Source organism: Paenibacillus silvae, assembly GCF_014639235.1.
In the GTDB taxonomy this organism is placed as follows: Bacteria; Bacillota; Bacilli; order Paenibacillales; family Paenibacillaceae; genus Paenibacillus; species Paenibacillus silvae.
Map to the genome: position 1 here is coordinate 67,877 of NZ_BMFU01000015.1, position 22,159 is coordinate 90,035.

General features: G+C 52.1%; 4 protein-coding genes. All 4 read right to left on the bottom strand.

Annotation, left to right across the window (positions count from 1 at the left end; all coding sequences use genetic code 11):
• Window positions 1–23: 23 nt before the first annotated feature.
• Window positions 24–1,757 carry an ABC transporter ATP-binding protein gene (locus tag IEW26_RS26890; RefSeq protein ID WP_188594629.1) on the bottom strand — a complete coding sequence of 578 codons (1,734 nt, stop codon included), beginning with the start codon at window positions 1,755–1,757 and terminating at the stop codon, window positions 24–26.
• Entirely contained in the window at window positions 1,754–3,580 is a 1,827-nt protein-coding gene (locus IEW26_RS26895) for an ABC transporter ATP-binding protein (RefSeq protein WP_188594630.1), read from the bottom strand. Before IEW26_RS26895 ends, IEW26_RS26890 begins: the two co-directional genes overlap by 4 nt.
• Complete coding sequence (locus IEW26_RS26900) at window positions 3,570–6,881, bottom strand: non-ribosomal peptide synthetase (RefSeq protein ID WP_188594631.1); 3,312 nt, start codon at window positions 6,879–6,881, stop codon at window positions 3,570–3,572. The genes IEW26_RS26895 and IEW26_RS26900 overlap by 11 nt, the downstream gene beginning before the upstream one ends.
• 174 nt (window positions 6,882–7,055) lie before the next feature.
• Window positions 7,056–21,947 carry a non-ribosomal peptide synthetase gene (locus IEW26_RS26905; protein ID WP_188594632.1) on the bottom strand — a complete coding sequence of 4,964 codons (14,892 nt, stop codon included), beginning with the start codon at window positions 21,945–21,947 and terminating at the stop codon, window positions 7,056–7,058.
• Window positions 21,948–22,159 lie beyond the last annotated feature (212 nt).

Genomic DNA, 22,159 nt, shown 5'->3' on the forward strand with positions numbered 1-22,159 from the left:
AAGCTACCCGCCGTCAAGCCAGTTTAGCCATACAACCGAGCATAGTACCCCCCAAGCGCCAGCAAATCCTGATGAAGGCCACGCTCGACTACCTTGCCCTGATTCATAACAGTAATCCAATCCGCCTGTTCGACAGTGCTGAGGCGGTGAGCAATCAGAATTGTGGTGCGCCCCTTCATCAATCGGTTCAGGGCCTGCTGTACCCAATGCTGGGATTCGTTATCCAATGCAGAGGTTGCTTCGTCCAGCAGCAGAATCGGAGCATCCTTGAGTATCGCCCGGGCGATGGCAATTCGCTGCCTTTGTCCCCCTGATAATGAGGCTCCCCTCTCTCCCACTGGCGTTTTATACTGTTCAGGAAGCTCCTGGATAAAATGATGAGCATACGCCGCTTTGGCTGCTTCGATCACTTCTTCAGCCGTCGCTTCCGGCTTGCCGTAGCGAATATTTTCCTCAATCGTACCCGTAAACAAAAATGGCTCCTGCGGAACGTATGCAATCTGCTTGCGAATGTCATTCAACGTGTAATGGCCAAACGGTTTACCTTGGAGCAGAATTTCCCCGCTTTCTACAGGATAAAAGCCAAGCAGCAGCTTGATCAGCGTACTTTTGCCGCTGCCGCTGGCCCCCACAATCGCAGCAACCTGACCAGGAAACACCTTCATGGACAGGTCAACGAGCACCTTTTGGTTCGCCTGATAGGAAAATTGCACCTCACGAAACTCCACCGCAGCCTTCGACTCATGTTTGCTGTGAATGGAACCCAGACGCTCGGGCTCTTCTTCCTGTTCCAGTACTTCTTGTATCCGGTGAGCGCCAGCGAGCGAATTTTGGGTCATGGACAGCACCAGGCCCAGGTTCAACAAAGCATGCGTTAGATTCACTTGCAGCACTGCCAGCGCCGCGACACTTCCCATCCCCATGAGCCCGTAAGCATATAGAAGACTGCCGATGACAATGATTCCACAAAACGTGACGTAGCTTATAAAATGGTTCACTGCGGCTTGCAGACCATTCTTCTGCGCCGTTTTCCTTAGCGTCTGCGTCATCTGTTCGTTCAACGTCTCGTACTGGCTATATATCGTGCGTATGCGGAACAGCTTCACCAATTGAATGCCACCCATAAAATCCTTGAATTTCTCGGTCATTTTACCGAGCGTTTGCAAGCCTTGTTCAGACAAGGTACGAATATCCCGTGCAAATTTCAGGCTAACCGCAGAGGACAGCAGCAAAATGAGGAAGGACACCCCTGCAAACCGCCAATCAATTAACACCATGGAAACAATGGAGCCGATGCAAAAAACAATTTGAAGCAGCAAAACAAAGTAGACCTGCGAAAATGTAAACTCAACGGTAGTTACATCATTGTTCACTCGCGACAATAAGTCACCATGATGTGTCTGCTCCAAAAACCTCGGCCGCACCCGGCACAGCTTGTCATAAAGACGTTGACGAATGTGTAACACCGTTAGCTCAACACTGCGTTGATATAAGTAAATGAACCAGGGGGATATGATATTTTCCAGAAACAGGGCCACCCCCAAAATAACAAAGGCTTGCACCATGAGGGACGTATCACGGGATACGGCAAAATCAACCAGGTTATGTACGACCAGACTGAAGGCAATCAGGAACAAGGTCTGGGTGAGCGCCGTTACAGCCAAGCCAATGGCGTACTGGGTTTTGTGCTTGCGATTCATAAACGTCAACAAGTAGCCTAGTTCTTTCACTTGTGAAAGCCATCTGCCCTTTCTCATCTGTACGCCACCTCCCTGTGTTCGGCAGATTCGGTAAATTCCTGATAATAGGACTGGGCGTACAGTCCCTTCAGTTCCAGCAATTGTTCATGCGTTCCTTGTTCCACAATATGTCCTTGTTCCATCACCCAAATTTCGTCAGCATGCTGCACTGTAGAAAGCCGATGGGCAATAACCATGGTTGTTCTCTGTCTCATCAATACGTTAAGTGCCTTCTGAACTGCACTTTCCGATTCCGGATCAAGGGCCGATGTTGGCTCGTCCAGCAGCAGAACGGCTGCATCCTTCAGAAAAGCCCGAGCCATTGCTATACGCTGACGCTGCCCGCCGGATAAGAAACCTCCACGCTCTCCGACATACGTCTGATAGCCGTCCGCGAGCTGCATAATGAAGGAATGCGCCTGAGCTGCCTTCGCGGCTTCAATAATCTCGTTCATAGACGCTTCTTCCCGCCCATAGCCGATATTTTCGGCAATCGTACCGCTAAACAAATAGGAATCCTGGGTTACGACGGAAAAATGTGACCGCAGCTGTTCCGGATCAGCTCCTTCGATCAGGCTGCCAAACACGCGGATATTTCCCTGCCCCTTCGCAAGTGGATAAAAGCCGCATACAAGCTTAAACACCGTGCTCTTTCCCCCGCCGCTGGCTCCAACAAGCGCGATGGTCTTGCCTTCCGGCACCGAGAAGCTGACATTTCGCAGGATCGGGGAGCCCTCATCGTACCCGAAGGTTACATTCTGAAACTCGATTGGCGCAGCGTTTTCTTTCAAAAGCAAACGGCCATTCTCCGTTTCGGTTGGCTGCTCCACAATTTCGGATACCCTTCTCAGAGCACCCGCCATTTCGAACGTACGTGTGATCAGTTCCGGAATATGCTCCAGCGGCTCCAGACACAAATTCAGCAAATACAGAAAGGCGACCAGTTCTCCCGCGCCCAGCTGCCCCTGGTAGATCAAATAACTCCCGTAACTGACAGCAAAAATGATTGGACTGATCATCAGCGTGGAAAGCAGCGGGTTAACCCAGGCTTCCCGCTTTTTCACAGCCAGCTTTTTTTGAGCTGTCAATTGCAGCAGCACTTGGTAGGAACGAGATAAAATGCCTGATAACAGATAGCTTTTTACGATAGGCATTCCGCCAAGCGTATCCTGAAGATTGACATTCATTCTGCCCATATTTGCCTGTGCTTCCTCCGTCAAACGCTCCAGCTGCTTGCCGATCCATTGCGAGACCAGCAGTGCTAACGGAAATAACAGCAGGCTGTACAGCATCAGCTCCCACTGGAGATAGATCAAATAAGCGAAGCAGCCGATAAACAATAATGGATGATAGAACCACTGGGCGAGATCTCGAATCATAAACTGCTGGATGAGCTGCAGATCGTTGTTGATCCGGGACAACATGTCACCCGAGTGCTGCTTTTCCAAATAAGAGACCGGAAGCTTGCCGATGTGGCGCATGACATCGTTGCGGATATCCTGCACCGCCGAGGCACTGCTTCGCTCCACACCGAAGCTCATCAGAAACTTCGCAGGCACGCCGATCAGGATGACCACAAAAACCGTGTATACGATTTGCTGAACGACCGGACCCGCTCCCTTCTCGGCCTGGGTAGTCAGCTGCTCAATCAGACTTCCCGTCCATATCTCAATGATGGCCGCGGCAATTGCGGATAAAGTGCCAACGATCATCAAACCTTTGTGACGACCTACATAGGAAATTAGCCAGCGAAGCGCTTTCCAGGTAGCGTAAGCTGTTTGCCGCTTGGAGGGCGCTTCCGTCCCTTGCTCTTGAACAGACAGCTGCCGATCAGCTTCCATGCAGCACCCCGATAGCCGCCTCGTTCTGCTGCTTGATTCGCTGCAAAATGTCCCGGATGACCAGAACCGTTTCATCTACATGTGTGAGTTCAAGCAATGCCTCATGCGCACCCTCCAGCCGGTAATCGGTGTAAGCTTCTGTTGTAGCCCTCTGCCATGATGGCAGCTGGTGCTCCCGGCGGAACGCCTCACTGTCCTTTGCAATCAACTCGTAAATACGGGCTGTAATGGTCCCTGTATTCTTCAGCTGTGCTTCGTACGCCAAGGTTGCTCTGACCTTGCGGTGAACGCGTTCCCGTACAAGCGGGTTGCTCATCAATTCCTTCTCTTCTTCGTCGAAATCGGCCAGCATCTCTTCGAGCTCTTTCTTCGACGTTTCCGGAGGCGTCAGGGTGTCCTTAATCCATGAATCCACCATGATCACATCTGATACACAATACCCTCTCTCCTCCATCGTTTTGGCTACCTCAAACGTCAGGTTGCCTCCGAAGCAGTAGCCGAGCAGCACGTAGGGACCTACAGGCTGGATGCGAATCATTTCATCCACATAACGGTTCAGCATTGCCGTGTAATCGGTGGTATCGTCCATAAAATCAATGCCATAGAGCAAGAACTGTCCGTCGAGTCTGCTGGCGAGTTCTCGGTAACCGATACCAAAACCGCTGCCCGGAGGAAAACAGAACACGTTTAGATCCCCTGTTTTATTCAGCTTCATAAAAGAATCTCCACCCTTGCTCAGACCCAGATCCCCCTCTCCGTAGGCCATAGCTTCAACAGTTACATGATGGAGATGGCGGTTAAGCGGTATCTCCATGCCCGTTTCATCGTAAACGGCTTGAACAAGCCTCATCAGACTTATTGAGTTGCCACCTAGCTCAAAAAAATTATCCTTTACGCCGACCTGCGGGACGCCAAGGGTATCCTGCCAGATTCGGGCAATCTTCATTTCGAGCAGTGTTCTCGGTACAACATATTCTGTTCCTCCAGTCGCGGCTTCCTCGGGCGCAGGCAATGCTTGGCGGTCGATTTTCCCGTTCGGGGTCAGCGGCATTTCCAAAAGCTGAACAAAGTGGGAAGGAATCATATACCCGGGAAGCTTCCTGGCAAGCTGCTCCTTGAGTTCATGCGCCATCAGCCTTGTCTCCGCAACATAATAAGCAACAAGCTGTTTATGACCGTTCGTATCGTCACGATCGAGCACCTTCGCTTCCTGTACATTCGCAATTTTGAGCAGCTGCGTCTCGATCTCGTCCAGCTCAATTCGATATCCGCGAATTTTCACCTGATGGTCGATTCGGCCCAGGTATTCGATATTGCCATCCGGCAGCCACGCCGCCAGGTCACCTGAACGGTACAGCTTCTCCCCCTCTGCAAACGGGGAATCCACAAACTTCTCCGCCGTCAGATCCGGGCGGTTCAAATAACCTCTCGCCAGCCCTTCCCCGGCTATGTACATTTCTCCGGCTACGCCGATTGGCACAGGGCGGCGGTTATCATCCAGCACATACACACGCAGCGTTGGAATGGGCTTGCCGATATTACTCTTCGCTGCTTCGATCTCGGTCCATGTAATTTCCTTATACGTTACGTGAACCGTCGTCTCTGTAATGCCATACATATTGATCAGCTTGGTCTCCGGATACTTCGTCTTGAATCCCTTGAGCAGCAGCGGACTGAGTGCTTCCCCCCCGAAGATGACGCTCCGAATTGTCAGATTGTGCGGATGATCCACCAGAAGCTTACGGAGCAACTGATAGAAGTACGTGGGGGTCTGGTTCAAAATCGTGACCTGCTCCCGGCTCAGCAGCGCCAGGAAATCGGCTGGATTTTTCGCTGTGAGCGGCGGTACGATCACCAGCTTGCCTCCGTACAGCAGTGCCCCGTACATCTCCCAGACGGAGAAATCAAAACAGAACGAGTGGAACAACGTCCACGTATCGGACGGACCGAAGTCGAACAGGTTTTTGTCATTGAACAGAAGACGCACGACATTTTTATGCTCAATCAACGTACCCTTCGGTTTGCCCGTAGTTCCCGACGTGTAGATCACATAGGCCAGATTGCCCGGCCCGGAAATCGGCTCCAGATTTGAAGCTTCCCTGGCATCTGCCGAGTGGTTCGTCCAGCTATCCTCCCTAACAAAATCATTTAATTCGAGACGTGGTCCTGCGAAGTCTGTTTTCTCGTGCAAATGCTTTTGAATGAGCAGCAACGGTGCGCCCGAATCCTCGATCATGAAGCGGATACGCTCCTGCGGGTAGTCGGGATCAACAGGCACGTAGGCACCACCCGCTTTCAGAATTGCCAGAATGCCAACAACCATATCCAGTGAGCGCTCAGCGAGAATGGCTACCAGTTGATCCGCTTCGACTCCCGTCTCCCGCAGCTTCCGTGCCAACCGATTGGAACGTTCGTTCAGTTCTCGGTAGGTCAGCTGCCGCTCATTCATGACCACGGCGACGCTGTTTGGATAAAGCTCCGCTTGTTCTTCAAACAAACCGTGAATGGTTTGGCCCCGATCATACCCGGTTTCGGTATCATTAAAAATGTTGAGCAATGTCTGCATCTCTTCAGGGGAAAGTACATCGACTTGTCCAAGCTCCAGATCCGGCTGAGATAAAAGCATGGACAGGAGCCGAACTAAATGATCGGCCACCTGTTCTACAAATGCCCGCTCATAACGCTGCTCATTAAAGCTTATTCCCAACTCAATGGAGTCGTTTTGTCGGTTGAAGCGAAAAGCAGTATCAGCTGACACCCATTGATGGAACGAGTCGGAATGAATCGGGTCGAAGGATGCAAGCGTGTTAATCATTGGAAGACCTTCTTCGGTGTAATCCAGATGGAGCGGCTCCACCATTTTTCGAAAAGGCAGATGCTGATGCTCCAGCGCCTCACCGATGGAGGCTTTGATGCCACCCAGCAGCGTTTTCAGCGTCGTCTGGTGGCTCACGGACGTTTTGATGATCAGGATGTCATGCGGCGGTGCAGTCCCGTCGGAGTCCGGGCTATAAGAGGGCATGCCGACTAACAGCTGCTTCTGCCCGGTATATTTAAAAAGCAGACTTTTAACTCCTGCCAAAACAATCATGTACATCGCCATATCCGAACCGTTACCGAGGCGAATGATTCTCTCTGAGAGCTCACCCGGCAGAGTAAGGTGAAGCAAGGCTGGTTCAGTTGCTGCTTCAGCACCCGCGGATAGGTTGGAGGCGGGACTGTAGGGAAGAAAGCTCAGGCTGTCCTCAGCGTTGAATTTGCCACTCCAGTACTGTTCTTCCTTTTCAAATAAAGATTTCATTCGTACCTCCCCTAAAAATGAAGTGACCGCATGCCCTGACGCAGGTCCGAAGAAAATTGCCTTCGGCCTGCGCGTTTACGGGCCGGATTTACGGGCTTGCACGTGGTTTTCCGTTTTCCCTGAGAGACGCGCCGCCTTTGCTTGACACAGCAGAGCGCGCTTCCGCTGGAAACATTAGAAAGCAAATTCGATCGTGTCGACGACACGCTTTGCGCCTTCTGACGGTTTATGACATTCGATGCGGCTCAACTCAAGTTGTGGATTCTCCGCAATTTGAGTCAGAATTCGCAGGTAATCCTCGGTCAGGGTGCGAATCATCGTTTCTTTGAACAGCTTGGTGGCGTAGAAGAACCCCCCGCTTAATGACCCGTTATTTTCATAAATAAAGAGAGTCAGATCAAACTTCGCTTCTTCCAATTGGTCAAGCTCGTAATTTTTCAGACGGATTCCTTCCAGCTCGGCGTCTCGTTCTTCAATATTTTGCATGTCAAAAACAGCATCAAACAACGGGAAACGGCCAGGCTCTCGCTTCACATTCAAACGCTCCACAAGTTCCTCGAATGGATAATCCTGATTTTCGAAGGCTCCAAGTGCCGTTTCCTTGACTTCATCCAGGTAGGACAAGAACGTTTTGTTACCTGACGGACGATTGCGAAGTGCCAGCGTATTTACAAACATACCGATGATCGGCTCCAAGTCAGTATTGGTTCTTGCTGCCACCGGCGTGCCTACAATTAAGTCCTCATGACCGCTATATTTGGACAGCAGCACCGTATAAGCCGCAAGCAATACCATGAACAGCGTGCTTTCGCGCTGGGCCGCCAGTTCGCGCAGCCGTGCAGAGAGAGCAGCTTCGACGTCGAAATCCAGATGCGCGCCTTGGTAGCTACGAACTGCAGACCGTTCATAATCCGTCGGCAGGTCCGCCGTTGGCAGCTCACCTTCGAAGGTTTGCAGCCAGTACGCTTCCTGCTGCCCGATTCGCTCCAGATGAGCTTTTGACTGCTGCCAAACAGCATAGTCCTTGTATTGAATGCGCAGTGGTGGCAGCTCTTCTCCTGCATAAAAACTTGAGAATTCATCCATTACAATTGCCATGGATACTCCGTCGGACACGATATGGTGCATGTCGAAAAGGAGAATATGCAGGTCCGGCCCCAGTTCGATGACTCCGGTTCGCAGCAGTGGCGGCTTGTCGAGCTCAAACGGACGAACGAAGCTGCGAATGATCTGCTCAATCTGAGCCGCATCCTCTGGATCTGCCTGATGATGCTCGACAGCAAAATCCACCTGTGAATAAATCCGCTGAACCGCTTCACCCTTCACGATCTCAAAACCGGTGCGCAGCGACTCATGCCTTATGATCAATTTCCGCATCGCGGCTTCAAAGCGCTCTACATCAAAATGACCTTCCATCTGCACCAGCTCCGGCATGTTGTACAGCTGATCCGCTCCATCCAGCGTATGTTGAATGAACAGGCGTTTCTGCGCAGAGGACAGAGGGTAGCATTCTCTCTCCTCCGCTTGAGGTATGACCTCATGCTCCTGCCGCTCCATCCGGGCCATCACCTCCGCCATCGACGCAATCGTCGAATGACGGAATACATCACGCAGCGGCAGATTGACGTTGAATTCCTTAAATACCTTGCCTGCCAGCGTCGTCGCCCGCAGCGAATGCCCGCCAATGTCGAAGAAGTTGTCGTACACGCCGATCTGCTTCGCATGCCCCAGCACATCCTGCCAGATCGCAGCCAGCTTCGCTTCCAGCTTATTGCGCGGTGCAACGTACTCCGTTCCACTTCCTGCTTCTCCTTCCGTCGCTGGCAGTGCCTTTCGATCCACCTTTCCGTTTGGTGTCAAAGGCAGATGCTCCAGCTCCACGAAGTAGGACGGGATCATGTAACCTGGAAGCTCCTGTGCTAGCGCACTGCGCAGATCGTTCACTGCCAGTTCCGTTTCGGCATCCGGCGTATAATACGCGCACAGCGCCTTCTGCCCGTTCGCATCACTTCGAACCAGCACCACCGCTTCACGAACACCTGCCACCTGCAGCAGCTGCGACTCGATCTCACCCGTCTCAATCCGGTAGCCCCGGATTTTCGCCTGGTTGTCGATTCGACCGATGAAGTCCACATTGCCGTCCTCCATCCACCGCGCCAGGTCTCCTGTGCGGTACAGCCGCTCCCCGGCGAAGAAGGGACTATCCACAAACTTCTCTGCCGTCAGCTCCGCACGGTTCAAGTAACCGCGCGCCACACCAACACCGCCAATCACCAGCTCGCCCAGCACCCCAACGGGCACCGGATTCAGATGCGCATCCACGATGTAGAATCTCGCATTCAGCCAGGCCTTGCCAATCGGCACATGGCCCGTCTGCGGCAGCTGGCTCAGCGGCTCGTCATAGAAGCTAGAATCGATGGCGGCTTCCGTCACGCCGTAGGCATTGATGATACGGAATGTTGAGCCGAACCGCTCCTGCAAGGTGCGATAATCTGCAACGCTGCAGCTATCCGAGCTTGTGATCAGTAGCTCCATCGAGCAGATATCCAGCTTCTGCTCGTACACGTACTGCATGAACGGCACAATCAATGCAGGTGTCGATTCGAAAATAGTCACCTGCTCCCGCTCTATCCAGTGGTGCAGACGGGATGGATCAATCCGGTCGTCCTTAGGCACGATGACCATTGTGCCCCCGTTGTACAGCGATCGTGCAATATCACCCACGAATACGTCAAACGAGAAGCTCGCAAGCTGCATCAGCCGCACCGGGAACTGATCCAATCGGTACTCCCGTCGGTAGCCTGCCGCTGTATTGACCAGGCTCCGATGCTCGATCATCACACCCTTCGGCTTGCCAGTGGTTCCCGACGTGTAGATCACATACGCCAAGTCCCCTGGACGAGCTTCATGGAAGCTGTCCATGCCAGAAACCAGACGGGAGCTTTGGTCAAAGCCCAACACCGGCGCATTCGTTTGCTGCTCGCTGTACGCTGCTTCATCGTCGAGGTACAGCACGGTCGCCAGTGCCAGCTGCGCTTCACCCAGCCAGGCTTCGGCACGCTCGCGCAGTGGCGTTTGCGTCAGCAGCACCTTCGCCCCGCTGTCCTCCAGCATGAAACGCACGCGGTCTGCCGGATAATCCGGGTCCAGTGGAACATATGCCCCGCCTGCTTTCCAGACAGCCAGCACCGCTATTAGCAGATCCACCGAGCGCTCGGCAAGAATGCCAACGATCGACTCCCGGCCGATGCCGCTGGTGCGCAGTGTCGCCGCCAGACGGTTCGCCCGCACATTCAGCTCCGCATACGTCAGGCGGTCATTCTCATACACAACAGCTTCTGCCTCCGGCATGCGTTCCGCCTGTATCTCGAACAGCCTGTGGAATGCTGCCACAGGAGCTGCTTCCGCCTGCGCCGGGTTAAATGCGCTGATCATTTCTTCTTTTTCCTCCGCCGTCAGCAGGCTAAGCTCAGCAATTTTAGCATCTGGACGGCTTACGATCGTCACGAGCAACTGCTCATAATGTTTCGCCAGCCGTTCAATCGTCTCCCTTTTATATAGAGCCGTTGCATATTCGAAGCTGTAATCCAAACCGCCATTTTCCTCGCCCACATCCAGGCTGATATCAAATTTCGCTGTATCCAGCAGGCCCGGGTAAGGCGTCATGCGAAGCCCTTCCAGCTCAAATGCCTCGTTCTCTGTATTCTGCATCGTAAACATCGTATCGAAGAGTGGATTGCGGCTTAAATCACGGGTCACCTGCACCTTGTCCACCAATTGTTCAAACGGATAGTTCTGATGCTCGAAGGCATGCAGAGTTGTTTCCTTGACTTCGTTCAGGTAGGACAGAAAGGTCTTCACCGATGCCGGATAACTGCGGATTGCCAGTGTATTCAAGAACATTCCGATCAATGGCTGCACATCTTCATGGTTCCTTCCGGCAATCGGCGTACCCACGATTACATCCTCCTGACCGGAATATTTGTGCAGAAGAACGTTATACGCCGCAAGCAGCACCATAAACAGTGTCGTGCCTGTTTCCGAAGCCAGCTGCTTCAGACCTTCTGTTTTAGAAGCATCAAAGAAAAACTCCAGCGTCTGACCTTCATAGCTCTGAACAGCAGGACGCGGATAGTCGGTCGGCATTTCCAGCACTGGAAGCTCGCCTTCAAACCTGCTCAGCCAATACGTCTCCTGCTGCTGAAGCCGTTCCTGCTGCTTCGGCGAATGCTGCCAAACGGTATAGTCTTTATACTGAATGCGCAACGGCTCCAATGGCTCCCCACCATACAAACGAACGAATTCCTCGACGAAGATTTCCATCGAAACGCCATCGGAAATAATATGATGCATGTCATACATCAGAATATGGCGTTCCGGGGCAAGCTGGGCAAGACCCACCCTTAACAGCGGAGGCTTCGCCATGTCAAACGGACGAATGAAACCACGAACTGTCTCTTCGACCTCTTGCTCTTCGACTTGATAGAACTCCACCGCAAAATTCACGTTCTGGTAAACCCGTTGTGATGCTTCGCCATCCATCATTTCCAACCCGGTGCGCAAGATTTCATGCCGCGCCACAAGCTTACGGAACGTTTCTTCGAACCTTGATTTGTCCAAAGCACCCTCCAGCAGCATCGCCTCCGGCATGTTGTAGCTAAGCTCCGCACCCTCCAGCTGATTCAGGATAAAGAGACGTTTCTGGGCAAAAGATTGCGGGTACACCTCCCGGTCTTCTGCCACCGGAATCGAAACAAATTGCTGTTGATCCAGACGGGCAATGGCCGCCGCCATACTCTCGATCGTGGAATGGCGGAACACGTCACGCAGAGGTAAATCCACGTTTAACGTTTTATGAATCTTGCTGACCAGCGTCGTTGCCCGCAGGGAATGCCCGCCGATGTCGAAGAAGTTGTCGTACACCCCGATCTGCTTCACATGCCCCAGCACATCCTGCCAGATCGCAGCCAGCTTCGCTTCCAGCTTATTGCGCGGTGCAACGTACTCTGTTCCACTTCCTGCTTCTCCTTCCGGTGCTGGCAGTGCCTTTCGATCTACCTTTCCGTTCGGTGTCAAAGGCAAATGCTCAAGCTCCACGAAGTAGGACGGGATCATGTAACCGGGCAGCTCCTGTGCTAGCGCACTGCGCAGATCATTCACTGCCAATTCCGTTTCGGCATCCGGCGTGTAATATGCGCACAGCGTCTTCTGCCCGTTAGCATCACTTCGAACCAGCACCACTGCTTCACGCACACCTGCCACCTGCAGCAGCTTCGCTTCGACTTCCCCCGTTTCGATCCGGTAGCCCCGGATTTTCGCCTGGTTGTCGATTCGACCGATGAAGTCTACATTGCCGTCCTCCATCCACCGCGCTAAATCTCCTGTGCGATATAGCCGTTCCCCGGCGACGAATGGACTGTCCACAAACTTCTCTGCCGTCAGCTCCACACGGTTCAAGTAACCACGTGCCACACCGGCGCCGCCAATCACCAGCTCGCCCAGCACGCCAACAGGTACCGGATTCAGATGGGCATCCACGATGTAAAATCTCGCATTCAGCCACGCTTTGCCAATCGGCACATGGCCCGTCTGCGGCAGCTGGGTCAGCGGCTCGTCATAGAAGCTGGAGTCAATCGCCGCTTCGGTCACGCCGTAGGCGTTAATAATGCGGAACGATGAGCCGAACCGCTCCTGCAAGGTGCGATAATCTGCAACGCTGCAGCTATCCGAGCTTGTGATCAGCAGCTCCATCGAGCGGATATCCAGCTTCTGCTCGTACACATACTGCATGAACGGCACAATCAATGCTGGTGTCGATTCGAAAATAGTCACCTGCTCCCGCTCCATCCAGTGGTGCAGACGGGATGGATCAATCCGGTCGTCCTTAGGCACAATTACCATCGTGCCGCCGTTGTACAGCGTGCGTGCAATATCACCCACAAACACGTCAAATGAGAAGCTTGCGAGCTGCATCAACCGCACCGGGAACTGATCCAATCGGTATTCCCGTCGATAGCCTGCCGCTGTATTGACCAGGCTCCGATGCTCGATCATCACACCCTTCGGCTTGCCGGTGGTTCCCGACGTGTAGATCACATACGCCAAGTCCTCTGGACGAGCTTCATGGAAGCTGTCCATGCCAGAGACCAGGCTGGAGTCTTGGTCAAAGCCCAACATCGGCGCATTCGTTTGCTGCTCGCTGTACGCCGCTTCATCATCGAGGTACAGCACTGTCGCCAGTGCCAGCTGCTCTTCGCTGATCCAGGCTTCGGCACGCTCGCGCAGCAGTGTTTGCGTCAGCAGCACCTTCGCCCCGCTGTCCTCCAGCATGAAGCGTATGCGATCTGCCGGATAATCCGGGTCCAGTGGAACATATGCCCCGCCTGCTTTCCAGACAGCCAGCACCGCTATTAGCAGATCCACCGAGCGCTCGGCAAGAATGCCAACGATCGACTCCCGGCCGATGCCGCTGGTGCGCAGTGTCGCCGCAAGACGGTTCGCCCGCACATTCAGCTCCGCATACGTCAGGCGGTCATTCTCATACACAACAGCTTCTGCCTCCGGCGTGCGTTCCGCCTGTATCTCGAACAGCCTGTGGAATGCTGCCACAGGAGCTGCTTCCGCCTGCGCCGGGTTAAATGCGCTGATCACCTCTTCTTTTTCCGCTTCCGTCAGCAGGTTCAGCTCAGCAATTTTCTCACCGGGATGACTTACAATCGCTTTGAGCAATTGCCCAAAATGACTCGCCAGCCGCCGGATCGTACTTTCTTTATAAAGAGCTGTTGCATATTCAAAGCTGCACTCCAGGCCGCCATCTTCTTCCGCCACATCTATACTCAGGTCAAATTTTGCCATGCCGTATTCGCTAGGGTACGGGGACCATTTCAGCCCCTCCAGATCCAATGCTGTCTCCTCCAGATTCTGCAGGGAGAACATCGTGTCAAATAGCGGATTTCGGCTCAAATCCCGGCTAACCTGTACCTGATCAACAAGCTCTTCAAACGGATAATTCTGATGCTCATAGGCGCCTAAGGTTGTTTCCTTCACTTCTTCCAGATACGACAGGAACGTTTTCTCCGAAGAAAGGTTATTACGAAGCGCCAGCGTATTAACAAACATTCCGATTAAAGGCTGCGTTTCAACATGTGTTCTGCCCGCAATGGATGTGCCTACAATTAGATCATCCTGACCTGTGTATTTATGCAAAAGCACGGTATATGCGGCAAGCAGCACCATATACAGCGTTGTTCCTGTTTGATTCGCCAACTGCTTCAGTCCTTCATTCGTTGCTCCATCTACGAAGAACGTCAGCGTCTGTCCCTCAAAACTCTGCACGGCAGGACGTGAATAATCCGTAGGCATCTCCAGAACCGGAAGTTCACCCCGGTAACGGTCCAGCCAGTACGTTTCCTCGCGTTTCAACTGTGACTTCTGCTCATCCGACTGCTGCCACACCGCATAATCCTTGTATTGAATACGCAACGGTTCTAATAACTCCCCGCCGTATAGACGAACAAGTTCATTGACGAACACATCCATCGAAACCCCATCAGACACGATATGGTGCATGTCGAACATCAGCAAGTAACGTTCGGCTGCAAGCTCCACGAGCTCTGCACGCAAGAGCGGAGGCTTTGCCAAGTCGAAAGGCCGAATAAACGCTGCTATAATCTCAGACTCTTCTCCTTCGTTTGCATGACGGCACTCGATTGCAAAATCAACGTCTTCGTATATGCGCTGCATAGCCTCGCCTTGTACAATCTCAAAGCCCGTCCGCAGCGTTTCATGCCTTGAGATCAGTCCCCGGAAAGCATTTTCCAGTAAACTATGGTCAATCGTTCCTTCCAGCAGCAGCACACCCGGCATGTTATAGCTCTGATCGGCTCCTTCCAGCTGATTCAGAATAAACAGTCGCTTCTGCGCTGAAGAAAGCGGATAATGCTGCCTCTCACCTGCCAGCGGAATCGACGAGAAGGATTGCTTCCCGATCCGGGAGACAGCAATAGCCATATCTTCAATCGTAGAGTAGCGGAACACATCGCGCAGAGGCAGCTCAACATTCAATTCCTGATGCACCTTGCTCACCAGTGTCGTCGCCCTCAGAGAATGACCGCCCAGGTCAAAGAAGTTGTCATGAACGCCGATGTACTGCAATCCCAGCACACTTTTCCAAATCCCGACCAGAATTTCCTCCATTGCATTCCGAGGCAGCGTGCGCTCTTCACCCGGCTGTAAACTTTCCTCAGGTGCAGGAAGCGATTGCCGGTCAACCTTGCCGTTTGTCGTCAATGGGAGCCGATCTAACTGAATCAGGTATGTCGGGATCATATATGCTGGCAGTTCCTGAGAGAGCACACTCTTCAGCTCGGCTGCCGAAAGCTCAAGGTCTGCTTCATAATAAGCGCAAAGCTGCTTCTCACCAGAGGTATTTTCATGAGCGAATACTGTTGTTTTCCGAATTCCTTCCACTTTCTGCAGCTGAGCTTCTATCTCCCCCAGCTCAATGCGGAAGCCGCGAATTTTCACCTGGTCGTCCGTTCGTCCCACGTATTCAATCGTTCCGTCCGGCAGCCATTTCGCCAAGTCCCCTGTCCGGTACATGCGCTCTCCCGGCACAAATGGATTGTCGACAAATTTCTCCGCCGTCAGCTCCGGCCGGTTGTTGTAACCCTGCACCAGGCCTTCTCCTCCGACGCATAACTCCCCGGCCACACCGATCGGCAAAAGATGATTTTGGCTGTCGACGATATACACCGTCGTATTACTTATCGGCCGTCCGATAGGTACGGTAACCGCCGACTCGTCCACGAAGTCAACCGGAAAATACGTGGTATACACCGTGCTTTCCGATGGGCCGTACAGATGATTGAGCCTGCCCGGTCCGAGATGTGCAAGCGCTCTGCGCACATGACCAACCGACACGCGCTCCCCACCGAATAAAATCGCCCGGACATTCAGCAGGCAATCGACATTCACATCTACAAGCACGTTGAAAAAAGCCGTCGTGATCAGCATGACCGAGATGCTTTCACGTTTGATGAGATCCGCCAGCTGGCCGATTTCCAGCAACGTCTCCCGGGGGACCAGCACCAGCCTTGCCCCATTTGTCAAAGCGCCAAAAATATCGAAAATCGCTCCGTCGAATGAATAACTCGAAAGCTGGAGGACATGATCCCGCTCGGTAATGTCGATATAATTCGTATTTCTCACGATCCGCACGATGTTACGGTGCGAAACAAGGTTGCCTTTGGGCTTGCCGGTCGTGCCTGACGTATAGATGATACAAGCCAGGTCTGTCGCTTCAGTACCCGGACTTAAATCAGTACCGTCGTGGTGATAGAAGGAGGCGTCATCCACTAAAATCACCGAATGTAAGCCAGCACATGAATTCGCCAGCCGTTCACGCAGGTGGGTTTGTGTCAGCATGACCTGCGCCCCCGAATCTTCAATCAGGAAACGGATACGCTCTTCGGGATACTCAGGGTCAATCGGTACATAAGCCGCTCCAGCTTTGTGTATAGCCAGCATGCCAACCACCATTTCAATGGAACGTTCAGCCATAATGGCAACCAACTGACCTTTGCATATTCCATAGCCACGCAAAGTTCGTGCAAGGCTATTGACACGTTCGTTCAGTGCCCGGTAGCTCAGTTGCTGCTCATCCAAGGAAATGGCAGCTGCATTCGGAATTCGCCACGCCTGTTCTTCAAACAATTCAATAAGCGTCTTCCCGCGCGGAAATTCCGTAGTCGTATCGTTAAAACGTTCGAGAAGGTCCAGCTTTTCAACTTCGGTTACAAGTTCCAGCTCACCCACGGTGATTTCCGGGTTATTCGTCACCTGTTCCAGCAGATGCACAAAATGCCGTTTGAGCCGCTCAACGCTATCTTTATCAAACACTTCGGCATTAAAATCAAACCGAATTTCGATATCATCTCCCGGTACCACCGTCACGTTGAAGTTATAGTTGGTCTGCTCCTCCATCTGAACATCAGTAATCGTCAAATCGCCATGCTGCTGGTCACCCGCCTGCTCCATCTGCTCATCCACCGGGTAGTTCTCAAAAGCGAAGATATGATTGATCAGGTTCTGCTTTGGCATGCTGAGAGCTTGAATCTCATACAGCGGATAATAAGCATACTGTCCGAGCTCCAGCGACCGTTCCTGGAGCTTCGCCATCAGGTCGGCGAACACGGTATCCGCTGTGCTCGTGACGCGAACCGGGACCGTATTGATGAACAGCCCGATCATGGACTCAATACCCGGAATTTCCGCCGGCCTTCCGGCCACAACGCTGCCGAACACAGCATCGTTTGTTCCGTTATATTTTTGCAGCATCACACCCCAAACAGCTTGCAGCAGCGTATTGACCGTAACCAGACGCTCTTTTGCCACCCTGTCCATCCGTTCGCTCAATGCCTTGCCAAGCTCGGCGATGACGTGATCTGCCGTAAACCGGTCGTCCGGTGCCACTTCCCTTTGCCCCGGGAGTACCGTTTGCCCTTCATATCCTTCGAGAAATGCCGTCCAGTAGCTGGCTGCCGCCTGAGCGTCCTGCTTTTCCAACCATTCAATATAAGCACCATAATCCGAACCTTTGTCTCCAACTGGTTGCTTGCCGGAGGTCAAGGACGAGTATATCTCAAATAGCTCCTGTGTCAGTTGAGCCAGGCACCATCCATCCATCAAAATATGCTGGAAACTCCACAGCACATGGTAGCTTTGCTCATCGGTGCGCATAATCGTGAATCGTACGAGTGCGTCATGTTCCAGATCAAAGCCGCGAAGCTTGTCTTCCTCGGCCTTTTTATCCAAGTACGCCTGCTTTTCGTCCTCCTCCAGATGAAGCAGCTCCTCATATTCAAAGCCGGCTGGCTTATCCCGATATATGATTTGCAGCGGCTCACCCGCGGGTCCTTTCACATAATTTGCACGCAGCACCAGATGTCGTTTCGCAAGCTCCTTCCAGCTCTTCTCGAAAAGCTGTACGTCGAGCGCCCCCCGCATCGTAAACCGAGTCTGCTCAAAATAAGCTGCCGTTTGCCGGTCAAGTGCGCTGTGGAACCACATCCCCTTCTGCATAGGTGTAAGTGAGTAAATATTTTCGATCTCCCCCAGATGGCCCGAAAGATGTGCAATGCGCTCCAATTCGGCAATCGTCAAACCTTTATATTGCACGTCACTTGGTGTCAATTCCGTATTATCCTTGCTTGCACAGTGGGCGATAAGCTCTTGTAAACTTTGCTGAAGTCGCAAGGCGAAAGCTTCCATCGTTTCCTTACGATACTGCTTCCGGCTATAACTGAGATCAAGTGACAAAGCACCGTCCAGCACCATACCGTTAATATCCAGCACAAAGCTGCGGGCCTGTCGGTTGCTTACCGGGCTGCCACTGGAATAGGAAGATATACCAATTTCATCTTGGCTGAATTCATCTTCGAATTGACCAAGGTAGTTAAAATTAATTTCCGGCTCCGCACCCCAAACGAAACCATCCTCGGAATTAGATAGATAACGGCATACCCCGTACCCCAGCCCCTTGTTCGGAACACCGCGCAAGCTTTCCTTAACCTGTTTAATCTGCTGAGCCAAATCCCCGCAAATTTCTGGCTCCAGGACAACAGGAAACTTGGTCGTAAACCAGCCAACTGTACGCGTAATATCGATATCTGTTCCGATCGATTCACGTCCGTGCCCTTCAAGATTAATTCGCACCCTTTCGTGTCCAGTCCATTTGCGTATGGCTATACCAAGCGCCGTAACCAAAACATCGTTCATTTCGGTATTGTAGGCCCGGTGTACCCGTTTCAGCAGAAGTTCTGTTTCTTCGCAAGTCAAACAGATGAACAGGGATTCGCTATCCTGCTGCGTTGTAACTTCCGCTTCCATATCCTTAGGTATGTGGGGAACTTCGATGTTCTCCACCGCCTGCCAATAGTCGCGTTCCTTCTTCATCTCAGAACTTTGCGCATAAGCGGTCAGCTGCTCGGACCAGGTGTAGTACGCATCCGTCTTTGCTGGAAAACGAATCTCCTCTCCTTTTCCAGCTTGTTCATACCCCAGAGCGAAATCTTCCATTAAGATACGCCAGGACACACCGTCCACCACCGCATGATGAACCGCAAGCAGCAGATGATCGCCATCAGCACATCGGAACAATCCCGCTTTTACCAGAGGACCGCTCTCCAGATGAATGCCTGCCTGGATATGCGTTGCCTTCGTTTCCACAGCTTGCATCGGATTCTCTGCTTCCATGAAGTTGAACATGTCCAGCGTGAACAGACTGCCTTCCTGAATTGCACGAGTCCGCGCGCTGAATCCTTGTTCCGTTTGGCGGAATACCAATCGCAAGGCATCATGATGCTCGGTCAGCTTCTGCAGCACCTGACGCACTGCCTCTTCATCAAAGCCTTCCTTGCGGTAAAGCATTACCGATTGGTTAAAATGATGCGGGTCGGCAAACACGCTCTCGAAAAACCACCGCTGAATCGGAACCAGTGACATATCACCTGTGATTTCACCTTGATGGATCGTACGTCCGGTCGGTTTCACATGCAGACTAAGCTGTGCAATGGTCGGATATTTGAACAAATCCCTGATTTCCAGCTTGTATCCCGCCTGATGAAGCCGCGAAGATACTTGAATGGACTTGATCGAATCTCCGCCCAGTTCGAAGAAATGATCCGTTACTCCCACGCGATCGGCGTTTAATACCGCCTTCCACACATCAGCAAGTGTCTGCTCCGCTTCATTGCGGGGTGCCACGTAGGCATTGCCTGTCAACGCAATTCCTTCCGGGGCTGGTAATGCCTTGCGGTCGATTTTGCCGTTCGGCGTAAGTGGCATACGCGGAAGCTGAACAACATGTGCTGGAATCATATAATTCGGCAATGTTTGCGCCAGCGCACTTCTCAGCTCACCGAGCGCCAGCGGATGGCTTGCGACCAAGTAGGCACACAGCTCTTGCCCGCTTTTTCCTTCCCGTGCAAGTACAATTGTCTCCTGCACAGCTTCTATATTCAGAAGCTGCTCTTCAATCTCACCGATCTCGATTCGAAACCCGCGAATTTTTACCTGATGGTCAATTCGGCCCAGATACTCTATGTTTCCGTCCGGCAGCCAGCGGGCAAGGTCGCCTGTTCGGTAGAGGCGTTCTCCCGGCGCAAACGGATGCTCGACAAACTTCTCGGCTGTCAGCTCCGGTTGATTCAGATACCCTCTCGCAAGCCCTACGCCCGCCACGCAGAGCTCGCCTTCCACTCCTGGAGGCACAAGCTGAAGGTGAGCATTCAAAATAAAAATCCGGTGATTATCCAGTGGTCGCCCGATTGGAATGAATCTTCGCTCTGACTGATGCTCACTCGCATCCCAAAGTGTCGTAACAATTGAGGCTTCGGTTGGACCGTACGCATTAAAATAACGGACCTTCTCCTTCCATTGCTGCACAAATTCGGCCGATACCGCGGAGCCCCCCGTTACAAGCTTGTTTAAACTCGGAATTCTTTCCGGATTTAAATACGCACTGTAGGTCGGAGGCAAGATCGCAGCCGTAATTGCATGTTCGTTCATATAATTTTCGAACAGGTGGTTGTCAAGAATTGTCTCGGCATTCGGGATGTACAAAGTTGCGCCAAAATAGAGCGCTTTGAACATTTCCCAGCAGGAAGCATCAAACGACAGGCTCGCGAATTGAACGATTCGGTCATCCTGATTGATCCCCAGCCGGTCTGCAAACATCGATTTCAAACTGACCAAACCGCAATGCTCCAGCATAACTCCTTTCGGTTTGCCCGTTGTACCTGATGTATAAATAACATAAGCAAGATCATTCGGACCACTAACCGGCTTCAGATTGGAGCCATCTCCGCTATAGGCCTGCTCTTCATCCAGCGCCAGCACCTTACCTTCGAACGGCACCTGAGACAGCAGTTCTCTTTGAGTCAGCAGCAGCTGAGCATTTGAGTTCTCCAAAATGTAGCGGATGCGTTCCTCCGGGTATTCGGGATCGATCGGCACATAAGCCCCCCCGGCTTTCAGAACCGCTAGAATACCAACAACCATTTCCAGCGATCTTCTGACCATTAAGCCAACGAGCTGATTGTGCTGTACCCCGAGAGATCGCAGCGTGCACGCCAGCCGGTTAGCACGTTCGTTCAGCTCAGCGTAGGTAAGCCGCTTCCCCTCATAAACAACAGCCGTCGCTTCAGGTACACGCTCCACCTGTTCCTCTATGAGTTGATGAATGGTCTGATCATGGGCATACTCTTTGTCTGTATCGTTAAAAACTTGCAGCAATTGAAATTTCTCTTCCTTCGACAGCATATCTGCCCGCATAATCTCCAGATCCAACTCGTGGAGACCCACGGACAACAAGCGATCCAGATGACCAACAACCCGGTTCATAAAATCGGATTCATACAAGTGCTTGTTATATGACAGCGCCAGCTGAATGGTGCCAGCACTCAAGCTGAATTCAAAGAAACAATCCGTAACCACACTGTGCTCGGTTTCATACATATGCAGTTCCTTTAGCGAAACGAGTGTATGAATGACGGGTATCCCGTCAACGTATTGCAGGTCCAGATTCTCCGTCATTTTCAAGAATGGAATATGCTGATGTTTTATCGCTTCCGGCAAGGAATTTCTCAGCTCACCCAGAAGTGTTTTGAAAGTCGCACCAGCCGAAAGTGAGTTCTTCAAAATGACTGTATGATTAACAGGCCGCCGCGTCTCCTCCTTTTTCCGTACAACTGGCATGCCGACCAAAATATCAGAAGTGCCTGTATATTTATGTAGGAGCGATTGAACACCTGCGAGTAAAATCATAAACATGGCTAGTGGAGCACCTTTGCTCATCTGCTGTATACGCTGCGCCGTCTCCTTGGACAGTGAACCGCTGACGGTTGTCATCATGGGCACCAACGAGCTTGGAGCTTTGGTATAGGGCAGACGTGTCAAGGTATCACCGTTACCAACAAATTTATCGTTCCAAAACATCGTTTCTTTTTCAAAAGCCACCTGGATCGTTCCCCTCTCTTGATCGGTAAAAGCAATCCGGCGAAGCATAGCTCCCCGCCTTATCAAACATGTGACAAAAAAAGAACATCGTCCTGCGTGTGATATATGACTTCCCGCTCTTCTGTTTTAATGTACTTTCTACAGATGAGCTAACTTTAGAACCTGCGTAGATTTAATATTTTCTTTGGAAAAAGATGTAGGGGTAGACAAGGGAGGTTGCTCCCATCGTTGTAAGGCCTGCTGTAGGATTTCGGCCAGTT